A 12568-nucleotide genomic window follows, 5' to 3' on the forward strand; every position below is an offset into this window, starting at 1 on the left:
AAAACTCTACGCGTGTCCCATTTCAGAAGCAAGATAAGTTGGATCGATACCCATGCGTGTTAAACTTTTATCATACTTGCAGCTTAAATCGCTTTCAAAAAGAAAACTAGGTGATGTAGAACTGATTAGCCAACCATTTGTAGAAATTTCTGCCTCAAGTTGCCCCGCTTTCCATCCAGCATAGCCTAATGCGACCAGTGCATGTTGCGGACCTTGTTCGCAACTGATCGCTTTTAATATATCAATTGTCGCAGTAAAACAGATCTTATCCGCAATAAAAACAGTTTCTTCACAAGCATAATCATCTGAATGAAGGACAAAACCACGCGAAGGATCAACAGGACCACCATAGCGAACTGGAAACTGTTTTATTGGTTCAGAAAGACTTTTTTTTTGGCCACTGTCTATGATTCCTAAGTGAAGCAAAAGCTCTGGAAAATCAATGTGATGCAATTGATTGAGAATGATGCCCATCGCACCGGCATCAGAATGCGCACAAATATAAATAACAGAACGAATAAAGCGTTTGTCATTCATCCCAGGCATTGCTATGAGTAATTGTCCACCTAAAAAGCCATTACACCGCTTCATTAATCTGTTATTCTCCATAATTGACATGATAAAAATTTGTTCATTTAGCACACTAGGAAAATAAAACTCCAATGAAAAAAAGTTATATATTTACAAATTTACAAAATATCGCAACTTTCTTTTATAAAAAGCTTTTAGTTACTTTAAGCTTAACATTCATAGTTTTAGAATTACTTAACATTCCTGTAAATGCTCAAACAGAACAAAAACTCCAGCTTTTCGCAACATCTTGGTATGAATCAGATGGTGGTCGTATCCGATTAGCGATCACTGAACCTTCTCTTTCTGGAATAAGAGAAGGCATTATTGAAATTGAGCTTAAACCAGGATGGAAAACTTACTGGCGTAATCCAGGTAATTCTGGCATGGCACCATTTTTTAATTTCAACCAACAGATTTCTTATGAAATCTTTTATCCTACTCCACAGCTTTTTGAAACAGAAAATGATTGGTCATTAGGTTATAAAGATAAAGTAATATTGCCCTTCAATCTTTCTGGTTCAAGCAAAAATTTAAGTGGTGCTTTCACTCTTGGATTATGTCACAAAATCTGTCTTCCATTTACTGTTAACTTTGATTTTTCGCCATCTGCTCTTAAAAATAAACAGCTTCCTGCTTCCTTCTTAAAAAAGGCGCAAAATTCTTTGCCCCGCATGACGCAGAATGCACTAAAAATAAGTGCTGAAAAAAATAATAGTACCCTTCTTATAAAAATACAAAATAACAACAAAACCACTCCTTCCTCTCTCTTTTTAGATGGAGGAGAAATGCAAATTGGAGCAGCAAGAAAAGTCAGTGATAACGCAGAATATACACTCTTCAGTGCTCCACTCTATTTCACACCAGAAGAAATAAACCAAAAAATTTTTTATACAGTTGCTTTTAAAGATCACGCCTTAAGTGGAACATTCATATTCCATACGCAGCCAACCCCTCTTGCGTCTCCGTGATAAAAGAAAAAGCTCTCAAAAAGCAATTATGCTGGAAAACGTCCATTTTCACGATATTGAGTAATTGCTTTGCGAGCAAGGGCATCTGCGCGTTCATTTTCTGGATGTCCCGCATGCCCTTTTACCCAGTGCCATCTAACTGTATGACAAGAACTAGCATCCTCAAGAGCTTGCCATAGCTCCATATTTTTAACAGGATTTTTTGATGCAGTGCGCCAATTATTCTTTTTCCAATCTTCAATCCACTTAGATATACCGTTACGTACATAAACTGAGTCTGTATAAAGATCGACCAAACAGGGCTCTTTAAGCGCCTTTAATGCACAAATTGCCGCCATGAGTTCCATTTGATTGTTTGTCGTATGGATCTTACCGCCATAAAGCTCCCGTTCATGACCATTCCAGCGTAAAATTGCTCCCCATCCTCCAACTCCAGGATTCCCTGAGCAAGCACCATCTGTATAAATTTCAACGACTTTTTGTTGAGTTGCCATAAAATTTAAAAACCTAATTCACTTAGCGAATTTACATTACTGAAAAAACAAAGCTTGTGCCAATACTCCCATGGATCTTTCTTAATAACAAAGCTATTAGGCGGTGTATTAAACCAATCATATAGACGTGTGAGTAAGAAACGTAGAGATGCACCACGAGCTAATAAGACCATCTTGTCCAATTCTAAAGGGATCAATGGTCTTATTTTTTGATAATTTTCCAATAACTTACGTGCTTTGGTAAGATTATAGGAATGATCAGGCTCAAAGCACCAAGCATTTAAACAGATCGCTAAATCATAAGCAAAAAAGTCATTACAAGCAAAATAGAAATCTATCATCCCAGAAAGACGATGATTCACAAAAAAAACGTTATCATTAAATAAATCTGCATGAATAATGCCTATTGGTAAATTACATGGCCAATTTTCCTGTAAAAAAGCCAATTCCAACTCAATTTTTTGTCCAAATTCTTTTAACAATGCATCTTCTTTGGTTTGACAACGTTGCCACAATACCTTCCAATCCATAACAGAAAGAGTATTTTTACGACTGAGTGTAAAATCCTGTCCTGCTAAATGTAATTGTGCTAACCCCGTCCCCACTTCGCCACAATGATCTATATTGGGCTGGCGGATCCACTCTCCTTCCAGAAAAGTAATAATAGCAGCAGGACGTCCTGCTAGTTCACAGATCATCATTCCATCATTTTGAATAACAGGTTGAGGACAAGGAATTCCACGCTGTCCTAAATGCTGCATCAAGCGACAAAAAAAAGGTAAATCATCTTTTGAAATACGCTTTTCATAAAGTGTTAAAATAAATCGCCCTTGTGTTGTCTCTAACATAAAATTAGAATTTTCAATCCCCTCTTCTATACCTTGATAAGACAAAAGTGATCCTATTGCATAACGTGTTAAAAACACTTTTAAATCATTTGGGTGAATATCTGTATAAACGGCCATTATTCTGCTTTCGTTGTAGACATGTCTGTATTCTGATTTTCATTTTTTGCATTATTTGCTTGACCATTAACGAAAGCCATATCTTGAGACGTTAAAATGACGTCGCGTAATTCGCGACTCACTAAAAATTTTTCCGTTTCTACCACTGTTTCAGCTAATTCTATTGTGACATCATAACGCTCACGAAATGCTGAAATAATTTCATCAATAATAATTTCAGGAGCCGAAGCCCCTGCTGAAAGACTGACTATAGAAAGAGATTTTAGGTTTTCAAAATTAATTTCATCAGCGCGCTGAACTAAAATAGCTTGCCGCGCACCAGACTTTTCGGCAACCTCTACTAAACGTCGTGAATTAGAAGAGTTTGGTGCTCCAACAATCAAAAACAAATCACTCCCCTTTGCCGCTGCTTTAACCGCATCTTGTCGATTCGTTGTAGCATAGCAAATTGATTCAGCCGCTGGTGCTGCTAATGTAGGAAAACGTTGTTGTAATATATCGATAATTCCTGCAGTATCTTCAACAGAAAGCGTTGTTTGTGTAACAAATCCTAATTTATCTGGATCATTGGGTTGATAATGCAAAGCATCTTCTATCGTTTCAATAAGCGTCACAACCCCTTCTTCAAGCTGTCCCATTGTCCCTATCACCTCAGGATGACCAGCATGACCAATCAATATAACATGACGACCATGACGTTGATGTCGTATCGCTTGTTTATGAACTTTCGAGACCAACGGACATGTTGCGTCGAGATAAAACAAATTATAGTATCGTGCTTCTTCTGAAACAGATTTTGGTACACCATGAGCAGAAAAAACAACTGGTTGATTGCGATGTTCTTCTGGAATCTCATTAAGTTCTTCGACAAAAACAGCACCCCGTTGCTGTAATCCCTCAACTACGTAGCGGTTGTGTACAATTTCATGACGAACATATACTGGAACACCATATTTTTTTAATGCAAGCAGAACAATCTGGATAGCACGATCAACCCCTGCACAAAATCCACGTGGACCACAAAGACGTATCGTTAAAGGGGGAAGTCCAGACATAAATCATCCTTAATCTCTATAGTTTTAGCTATATATTCAAACAACCTATTATTATACATGAATAAGCAATGTAAAAAAACGTGCAATATCATCTTTTGCATAAGAACACACTCTATCGTGTTTTCTTACAGCATTTTCTTGAAGAAAAGCTCTTTTAAAATTTGCTCTTTCATTTTACGCAACTAAAGAGCGATAAAATACCAAACAAGAGATTCAATCAAAAGAATTCCAAAGATAGCTGCCAAATAAAGTAACGAAAAGAAAAACGTTTTTTTGGCCATCAAAATAGTTTCATTATGTGTATCAGCTTTCCATAAACGATAGGCAAAATAAATAAAGATAATGCTTAAAATTGTTGAAAAAATACCATAAAAAATTCCGCCAAGACCAGTAAAGCAAGGAGCAGCAGCACACAATGCCATCAAAACAGTATAAAATAAAATCTGTTTTTTTGTTGAATGTTCACCTCGTACATTAGGCATCATAGGGATACCTGCAGCCTCATAATCAAGAGATGAAAATAAAGAAAGAGCCCAAAAGTGAGGGGGGGTCCACATAAAAATGATTAAAAATAATAAAAAGCTATCAATACTCACTGTCCCTGTTGTCACGGCCCATCCAATCATTGGTGGAAAAGCCCCAGAAGCACCACCAATAACAATATTTTGTGGTGTGATACGCTTTAACCAAATTGTATAGATAACGACATAAAAGAAAATCGTAAACGCAAGAAAAAATGCCGCAAACCAATTAATGAAGCTCCCCATAACCAATACCGAGAGCATAGAAAGAACCATGCCAAAAATAAATGCCTTTTGGGAGCTGATTTTACCCATGGGAATAGGACGCTTTTTAGTCCGTTCCATCACAGCATCAATGTCAGCATCATACCACATGTTCAGTGCTCCCGCACCACCGCCACCAGCAGCAATACATAAAATTGCTAAAAAACCATACCACGGATTGATAGGAACAGGCGATACAAGCAAACCAACCAGAGCCGTAAAGACCACAAGAGACATAACACGTGGCTTTAATAATGTGATGTAATCACCAATACCGGATTTTGGTGGCGTTGATTTACCATTCACAACCGATAACTCTTCTGAAACTGACATTCCACTCAAAGCCCTTTTCCATTTCTGTCATTCACAAATCCAATATTATCTGACAAATATTATCTAGCGTATGGAAATGACCCATTAAGACCAATCGTATTTTTGAGAAAATATGAAATATCTCTTTCGCACGTATCCCCTAAAAGTAAATGGAAATATTGGCAATAAAAATACATTTTTTCAATCAACGTTCTCTCCACATTACAAATGTATCATAAAAATATATCATATGAATTAATATATTTGGGTAAATACTGATTTTGTGTTATGGTTTTTTATGGGGAATTCATTTTTTTATGTAAATCTATGCATGGTTGTGGGTGTTGAGTCGGATAGGATTTTCTGTGATACTTTATAAATTACTCAAAAAAACTTTTTTTATTGGTGCTGTTCTTTACACGCTTTATAGTAGTTTTATCAGTCATGCATTTGCACAAACACCCTATGCACAAGATGTCCCTGCTCCGCAAACCTATGGTGCATGGACAAAAGTGTGTTCTCTACCACCAGGTACACCTAACATACAGTGTGAAGTTGTACAAAACGTTCACACACAAGGGCGTCAAGATATTACCTTGCGCGTTACATTTTATAAACTTCCTCAAAAGCAAGGTGCTTTGATGCGTGTTTTTGTTCCGATTCGCGTTGAATTACGTCCTGGCGTTGGAATTAAAATTGACGATAAAAATATGGGCAGAATGGAATATCGTCGTTGTCTTGGTGATAATTGTGTTGCTGAAGCCTTTCTTAAAGAAGACATATTGCAGCTCTTTTTAAAAGGAAAAATGGCAACCTATTTTATCTTTACAACTCCGGAACAAGGGATTGGAGGTTTTGTTGACCTTCATGGTCTTGGCGACGCCTATGCAACCTTACCGACATGAATGAAATCAATACATTTTAAACAATCAAAATCTCATCGTATATTTTGAAAGATTCTTAAAATTAGATTGATAAAAATCTTCTGAGCCCCCATAAAAATAGGATAATTCTTATGAAATCGCTGATTGATCATTTTGATATTGCTTCCTCTAAAGTGCAATCACTTATACAGGAAACACTTCATCATGCTGATGATGGTGAGCTTTACCTTGAGTACACAGAAAGCGAAGCTCTTTTATTTGATAATGGACAGCTTAAAAACGGCTCATTTCATCAAGATATGGGATTTGGACTACGCGTTGTTGCTGGAGAGGCTACTGGATATGCTCACTCTAGTGAGTTATCAGCTGCTGCACTCAAACGTGCCAGTGAAGCTGCTAAAGCTGTTACCTATAATAATCATGCAGGGACTTATAGCATAGCACCTCAACAAACAAACAAAAGGCTTTATCAACCGCATAATCCCCTTGATGCTCCATCATTTGAAGAAAAAAGTGCTCTTTTGCAAAAAATTGATGCCTATTTACGTGCTAAAAATGATAAATTGCATCAGGTGACTGTTTCTCTTTCCGGCTCGCTACAACATGTTGAAATTTTACGTGCAGATGGTTATTTGGTTCGTGATATTCGTCCCCTTGTGCGACTTTCTATATCTGTGGTCGCAGCTGAAGGCAATCGTCGTGAAAATGGTTTTTATGGATGTGGAGGGAGACAAGCATTTAACCAATTTATTCATGAAGACAATTGGAAAAAAGCCGCGGATGAAGCCTTACGTATGGCTTTAACAAATTTAGAAGCAGAAGCAGCACCTGCTGGATCTTTTGATGTTGTCTTAGCTAACGGATGGCCTGGTGTTATGCTCCATGAAGCCGTAGGTCATGGTTTAGAAGGTGACTTTAACCGTAAAAAAACATCGGCTTTTGCTGGACTTTTAGGACAACAAGTTGCAGCAAAAGGTGTTACAGTTGTTGATGATGGAACAATTCCACAATGCCGTGGCTCTCTCACTGTCGATGATGAGGGGACCCCTTCAGGATATAACGTTCTCATTGAAGATGGAAAACTCGTTGGTTTTATGCAAGACAGACTTAATGCACGGCTTATGGGAGGTAAATCAACTGGAAATGGACGGCGTGAATCTTATGCTTATGCACCAATGCCACGAATGACCAATACAATCATGCTAGGAGGAGATAAAACACCTGAAGAAATCCTTTCTTCACTTAAAAGTGGTATCTATGCTGTTTCATTTGGTGGAGGACAAGTTGATATTACTTCCGGAAAATTCGTCTTTGAATGTACTGAAGCATACCGAGTAGAAAATGGCAAAATTTGTGCACCAATCAAAGGTGCAACTCTTATTGGAAATGGACCGGATGCTATGAAACGTATCACAATGATTGGTAATGATAGTAAACTAGATAATGGTATTGGTATGTGCGGAAAAGCAGGGCAAAATGTCCCTGTTGGTGTTGGTCAACCTCATCTTCGAATCAATAATATGACAATCGGTGGAACTGCGCTTATAGAGGAATAAGCTTGCTCATTCCTTCCCAGTATTGCCTCCTTCTCGTCTATTATGACCATTTTGTGAGGGGGAGATTACAATGAATTGATTTATAAAGATAATCTAGCGTTATTCATATTGTATTAGAACCTTGAATACCGCAAGATTCTCTCATTTTAAATCTGTGTCTGTTGGATCAATCAAAATCATTCGTTTATACGTTACAGGCGGGGAGAGTTATATGGATAAAAACTGTACAAGAAAAGACTAAAGATTCCTCTTATGGGCCGTCTCAAGTACCAAGAGTTTTAAGAAACATTAGGGGATGGCAAATATAACGACGGCACAGGCTTATTCAGACACATCTTTTTCGTAAGATATTAGTCTTTTGTGTGGTTTTTTTGTGTGGGGTAACTTGTCTTTTATATTTCATAATAAAAAAGCTTAAAAGAAAAAAGCACTTTCTACATTCAGTGCTCTTAGCTCAACGAGAAAAAGGTTATTATTATAGATAAATTTTGGAGAAATTTTATAATAATACACAGGTCAACTTTTAAAAAATCTTCATAGTATTAAAAAACTTTCAGGCTAAAGTTTCCAACCTTTCTTTTTTTTCTTTTTGCTCAAAACAGCAACAACTTCGACATGTGGTGACCATAAAAATTGATCAATCGGTATGATTTTTTCTACTGTATACCCCCCTGCAACAAGAAGAGATAAATCACGAGCAAATGTAGTAGGATTACAAGAAATTGCCACAACACGTGATACTGTTGTCTTCGCTAATTCACGTACTTGTTGCTCTGCACCAGCACGGGGAGGATCAAAAACAACACTCTCAAAACATTCAAGTTCCTTTACAGAAAGGGGATGTCGGAAAAGATCACGTTTTTCACAAGTGACCGTTTTTAAACCAGTCGCAAAACGTGCTGCTGTATTTAGATTTCTTAATGCATCTTCATTATTTTCTACTGCATGAACATTCATCTTTTTTGCCATACGCAAGGTAAATGTTCCTACCCCTGAAAACAAATCAACAGCATTCTTTGCTTTTTTTAAATGAGTCAAAATAATATTGCCCATTATATTTTCAGCTTCACAAGTTGCTTGCAGAAAACCACCAGAAGGAAATTCAACACGGACATCTCCAAAGTAAATCTCTGGTTTTTCTCGTTCAACCAAAACTTCACCGTCAACAGATAAACGTATAATCCCATATGAAAGAGCAGCACTGATCATTCTCTGACGAAGTGATTCATGGTGTATAATGCAACCGCTTAAAGCAACATCTAAACCATTTTCAACACATGTTATCGTAACATGAAACCGTTTGGCAGAGCTCTTTAGAAAAGCACAGAGCTCTCTGATATTATGCAACTGAGAAATAAGCTCTGGACGGCTTACTGGGCATTCCTCAAGAGCTACAATCTCATGAGAGAGATAACGGTTAAAACCAACTTTTTGCCCCTGTGGGGTCATGGATGCTGTTAGAGTAATCCGCCGTCGGCTATAAGGTTTACATTCTATTAAAGGCGCAACAACATTATTAAGTCCATACTTTTTAAGCGCCTCAACAACCAATTGTTGTTTCCATACGCGATAAGCATCCATATGCCAATGCTGAAGAGTACACCCTCCACATTCTCCAAAATGCTGACAAAGAGTATCAATGCGTTCTGATGATTTTTCTTTTAATGTTATATATGTTGCATATTTTCCATGAACAGTAATTTCAGCACACTCTCCTGGTAAAGTAAAAGGAACAGAAACGAAGCCGTGAGACGTCTTAGCAATACCATAACCATTTGCTCCGATATGATCGATTATGACATTGTCATTCACTCTTGTTTTTCTCCGAATAGTAAATATTCCACGTTGCCATCACCACCTGTAATAGGGGAAGAAATTAAACCTTTTGCACTCCACCCTGTTTGTGTATTTAACCAAACAAAAAGCGCCTCAGCAGTTTCTTTAGCACTTGATGGACTTAATATTCCTCCCTTACTAAAGTGTTTACGACCAACCTCAAACTGAGGCTTTACCAGTAAAACAGCTTGGGCACCCTTCTTGGCTAAAGACAACACGGGAGGCAACGCAAGTTTGAGCGAAATAAAGCTAACATCTGAAACGATAAGATCAATTTCTCGCCCACCTAAATGTTCCTGTTTAAAATCTCTGACATTCAAGCCTTCTAATAACGTTATAGCACTGTTGCCCAATAAACGTTTATCAAATTGATGATGCCCAACATCAACGGCAATGACATGATCTGCTCCACGCTCTAAGAGAACTTGCGTAAAACCACCTGTTGATGCACCAACATCAATGGCTGTCACTTTGTCCGTTACAATTGGAAATGCATCAAGTGCAGCAATCAATTTTAACGCTGCCCGAGAAACATAATTCTGCGCTGGATCACAAACGGTAATCTCTGCATCATCAAAAACGATTTGCCCAGCTTTAAAAACGATTTCTCCGTTAACTTTAACAGTTTGGCGCATAATTGCATCACGTGCGCGTGAACGTGTCGTAAAAAAGTTTTTTTCAACTAAAAAAATATCGAGTCTTTTTCTGGAAGCCATCTCATACTCGAATTTTCTATCCTGTTCGAATCTCGCGTCCCAAAACAGCAAAAACCGTGTTTAAAATACCCATAGCGTCAAGTCCGACACGTGAAAGAACTTTTTCTGGTGAACCATGATTCAAATATTCATCAGGAAATTTTAGTGTACGAACTTTCAAACCATGCTCTAAGAGCCCTTCTTGCGCTAAAAATTGTAATATGTGCGCTCCAAATCCACCGATTGCCCCTTCTTCAATTGTCACCAATACCTCATGCTCACGTGCCAAACGACGCATCAAATCTTTATCTAAAGGTTTTGCAAACCGTGCATCTGCAACCGTTGTAGACAATTCTTCAGCCTCCAACGCATCAGCAGCTTGCAACACTTCTGACATCCGCGTTCCAAAACAAACCAAAGCGATTCTATTTCCTTCACGCAGAACGCGCCCTTTTCCAATTTCTAATAACTCACCACGTTGCGGTAAATCTATACCAATCCCCTCACCACGCGGATAACGAAAAGAAATTGGTCCCTGATCATAAGCTGCAGCTGTACGCACCATATGCATCAGTTCAAGCTCATCAGAAGGTGCCATAACAACAAACTCAGGAAGAGTGGCCAAAAAAACAATATCAAAACTTCCAGCATGTGTTGCACCATCTGCCCCCACAAAACCTGCTCGGTCAATAGCAAAACGTACCGGTAATTTTTGAATTGATACATCATGAATAATTTGATCATAAGCACGCTGTAAAAAAGTAGAATAAATTGCAACAAAAGGCTTATACCCTTCACAAGCAAGTCCTGCCGCAAAAGTTACGGCATGTTGCTCAGCGATACCAACATCAAACATTTTTTCAGGAAATTTTTTCGCAAAAGAATCAAGGCCTGTCCCTGTTGGCATCGCTGCTGTTATGCCAACAATCTTATCATCATGGCGAGCTTCTTCTATTAAAGCTTTAGAAAATACCTTGGTATAGGGTAGAATATTACTTGATGCTTTTACCTGTTTTCCTGTCGTGACATCAAAACGATTAACACCATGATATTTATCAGACGAGGCCTCTGCAGGTGGATATCCCTTTCCCTTATGGGTTACAACATGCACCAAAACAGGACCATTAGGATATTCACGAACATTTTTAAAAACAGGCAATAAATGCCCCAAATTGTGCCCATCTATGGGTCCAACATAATAAAAGCCAAGCTCATCAAATAAAGTTCCCCCAACCAAAAGGCCACGCGCAAATTCCTCTGAACGACGAGCTTTATCCAAAAAAAACTTTGGCAATTTTTCGCTCAACATCTTTACGCGTTCACGCAAATGACGATAAGAAGGACGAGACACTAATCGTGCAAGATGTGCACTCATAGCACCTGTAGGTGGTGCTATAGACATATCGTTATCATTAAGAACAACAATCAAGCGTGCATTCAAAGCACCAGCGTTGTTCATGGCTTCATAAGCCATGCCCGCAGACATTGCACCATCACCAATGACAGTTATGATATTGCGTCTTGTCTCTACTTTCAAAGCACTTGCCACTGCCATACCAAGCCCCGCTGAAATAGAAGTAGACGAATGCCCCGCTCCAAATGGATCATACACACTTTCTGAACGTTTTGTAAAACCAGATAATCCGCCCTCCTGACGTAATGTGCGAATTTTTTCTCTACGCCCCGTTAAAATCTTGTGTGGATAGGTTTGATGACCAACATCCCAAATAATCCTATCCTCTGGTGTATTAAAAATATAATGTAATGCAACAGTGAGCTCAACAACACCAAGTCCCGCCCCAAGATGACCACCTGTTACAGAAACCGCATCAATTGTTGCGGTCCGCAACTCATCAGCCAACTGTACCAAATCAGACTCAGGTAATGCCCGCAAATCTTGCGGAAAACAAACACGGTCAAGCAATGGTGTTAAGACCTGAGACAAAAAAAATCCTTCCTATTATCTTAACTCAAGAAAACACAATGATAAAAATATATCTTCTCTACTCTTTTATTTACAGTTTTGCATCTTTTTTACTGAAAATGCTCTTTTCTATTTGAGATGAGCTATAATTTCCTCATTTTTAACTTATTTTATAAAAAAGAAATCAATAAAACTTTCTGTTTATAAACTAAGGTTATTGCTTCTCTTAAGTCCCACAATAAATATCCAAAAAGATTTAAATTATTTAGCATCAAGTGGTTCCACTCCTTCTGGAAAACCTTCTTCTGAAAGCTGGATTTTTTCAACTTTAGCTTCAGCAACTCTTAAGAGTTTTTCACAATGCTTTTTAAGCGCTTCACCGCGTTCATAAATATCAATGGATTGTTCCAAAGGCACATCGCCACGTTCCAAATTTTCGACAATAACTTCAAGTTGCTTAAGCGCTTGCTCAAAGCTTAAGGTCGTAATATCCCCCTCTTGTATCTCTTTTTTCATATGAA

At 38.1% G+C, this 12568-nt stretch carries 12 protein-coding genes; 3 read left to right on the forward strand and 9 right to left on the reverse strand.

Going from position 1 to position 12568, the window contains the following annotated elements; genetic code table 11:
• Window positions 1–6: 6 nt before the first annotated feature.
• Window positions 7–591, reverse strand: coding sequence for a YqgE/AlgH family protein (locus ACFIMI_RS02205; protein ID WP_375613019.1), 585 nt, complete (start codon window positions 589–591; stop codon window positions 7–9).
• A gap of 71 nt (window positions 592–662) precedes the next feature.
• Here ACFIMI_RS02205 and ACFIMI_RS02210 point away from each other — a divergent pair, with 71 nt between their 5' ends.
• Window positions 663–1541 carry a protein-disulfide reductase DsbD domain-containing protein gene (locus ACFIMI_RS02210; protein ID WP_375628302.1) on the forward strand — a complete coding sequence of 293 codons (879 nt, stop codon included), beginning with the start codon at window positions 663–665 and terminating at the stop codon, window positions 1539–1541.
• 26 nt (window positions 1542–1567) lie between these two features.
• Here the strand turns inward: ACFIMI_RS02210 and rnhA are convergent, their stop codons facing one another.
• The 4 genes from rnhA to cyoE all read right to left on the reverse strand — a co-directional run bounded on the left by rnhA (window position 1568) and on the right by cyoE (window position 5173).
• The gene (rnhA, locus tag ACFIMI_RS02215; RefSeq protein WP_375613021.1) at window positions 1568–2035 is read right to left on the reverse strand and encodes a ribonuclease HI; all 468 of its coding nucleotides are present in this window, start codon (window positions 2033–2035) and stop codon (window positions 1568–1570) included.
• Between the two features lie 5 nt (window positions 2036–2040).
• Complete coding sequence (locus ACFIMI_RS02220) at window positions 2041–3000, reverse strand: homoserine kinase (RefSeq protein ID WP_375613022.1); 960 nt, start codon at window positions 2998–3000, stop codon at window positions 2041–2043.
• Window positions 3000–4055 carry a 4-hydroxy-3-methylbut-2-enyl diphosphate reductase gene (gene ispH / locus ACFIMI_RS02225; protein ID WP_375611130.1) on the reverse strand — a complete coding sequence of 352 codons (1056 nt, stop codon included), beginning with the start codon at window positions 4053–4055 and terminating at the stop codon, window positions 3000–3002. Before ispH ends, ACFIMI_RS02220 begins: the two co-directional genes overlap by 1 nt.
• Before the next feature lie 182 nt (window positions 4056–4237).
• On the reverse strand, window positions 4238–5173 hold the full coding sequence (gene cyoE / locus ACFIMI_RS02230; protein ID WP_375613023.1) for a heme o synthase: 936 nt from the start codon (window positions 5171–5173) through the stop codon (window positions 4238–4240).
• 344 nt (window positions 5174–5517) lie between these two features.
• On the opposite strand from cyoE, the gene ACFIMI_RS02235 reads away from it, so the two are divergent.
• Window positions 5518–6057: an invasion associated locus B family protein gene (locus tag ACFIMI_RS02235; protein WP_375628307.1), complete on the forward strand. Its 540-nt coding sequence runs from the start codon at window positions 5518–5520 to the stop codon at window positions 6055–6057.
• Between the two features lie 110 nt (window positions 6058–6167).
• Window positions 6168–7592 (forward strand): metalloprotease TldD, encoded by a 1425-nt coding sequence (gene tldD / locus ACFIMI_RS02240; protein ID WP_375611127.1) that lies wholly within the window; start codon window positions 6168–6170, stop codon window positions 7590–7592.
• Window positions 7593–8150: 558 nt separating this feature from the next.
• Here tldD and ACFIMI_RS02245 read toward each other — a convergent pair.
• The 4 genes from ACFIMI_RS02245 to ACFIMI_RS02260 form a co-directional block, all read right to left on the reverse strand.
• Window positions 8151–9404, reverse strand: a complete 1254-nt coding sequence (locus ACFIMI_RS02245; RefSeq protein ID WP_375638051.1) for a class I SAM-dependent RNA methyltransferase — start codon at window positions 9402–9404, stop codon at window positions 8151–8153.
• Window positions 9401–10144, reverse strand: coding sequence for a TlyA family RNA methyltransferase (locus ACFIMI_RS02250; protein ID WP_375613026.1), 744 nt, complete (start codon window positions 10142–10144; stop codon window positions 9401–9403). Before ACFIMI_RS02250 ends, ACFIMI_RS02245 begins: the two co-directional genes overlap by 4 nt.
• Before the next feature lie 16 nt (window positions 10145–10160).
• Window positions 10161–12068, reverse strand: a complete 1908-nt coding sequence (gene dxs, locus ACFIMI_RS02255) for a 1-deoxy-D-xylulose-5-phosphate synthase (RefSeq protein ID WP_375675020.1) — start codon at window positions 12066–12068, stop codon at window positions 10161–10163.
• Between the two features lie 240 nt (window positions 12069–12308).
• Window positions 12309–12563, reverse strand: a complete 255-nt coding sequence (locus ACFIMI_RS02260; RefSeq protein ID WP_375611123.1) for an exodeoxyribonuclease VII small subunit — start codon at window positions 12561–12563, stop codon at window positions 12309–12311.
• Window positions 12564–12568 lie beyond the last annotated feature (5 nt).

The organism is Bartonella sp. AP4SXKL (genome assembly GCF_042195845.1).
Lineage (GTDB): Bacteria > Pseudomonadota > Alphaproteobacteria > Rhizobiales > Rhizobiaceae > Bartonella.

Excerpts from the sequence above, each read along its gene's own strand:
- ACFIMI_RS02205 (WP_375613019.1), bottom strand. The coding sequence starts at position 591 with ATGAAGCGGTGTAATGGCTTTTTAGGTGGACAATTACTCATAGCAATG.
- ACFIMI_RS02210 (WP_375628302.1), top strand. The coding sequence starts at position 663 with ATGAAAAAAAGTTATATATTTACAAATTTACAAAATATCGCAACTTTC.
- rnhA (WP_375613021.1), bottom strand. The coding sequence starts at position 2,035 with ATGGCAACTCAACAAAAAGTCGTTGAAATTTATACAGATGGTGCTTGC.
- ACFIMI_RS02220 (WP_375613022.1), bottom strand. The coding sequence starts at position 3,000 with ATGGCCGTTTATACAGATATTCACCCAAATGATTTAAAAGTGTTTTTA.
- ispH (WP_375611130.1), bottom strand. The coding sequence starts at position 4,055 with ATGTCTGGACTTCCCCCTTTAACGATACGTCTTTGTGGTCCACGTGGA.
- cyoE (WP_375613023.1), bottom strand. The coding sequence starts at position 5,173 with ATGTCAGTTTCAGAAGAGTTATCGGTTGTGAATGGTAAATCAACGCCA.
- tldD (WP_375611127.1), top strand. The coding sequence starts at position 6,168 with ATGAAATCGCTGATTGATCATTTTGATATTGCTTCCTCTAAAGTGCAA.
- ACFIMI_RS02250 (WP_375613026.1), bottom strand. The coding sequence starts at position 10,144 with ATGGCTTCCAGAAAAAGACTCGATATTTTTTTAGTTGAAAAAAACTTT.
- ACFIMI_RS02260 (WP_375611123.1), bottom strand. The coding sequence starts at position 12,563 with ATGAAAAAAGAGATACAAGAGGGGGATATTACGACCTTAAGCTTTGAG.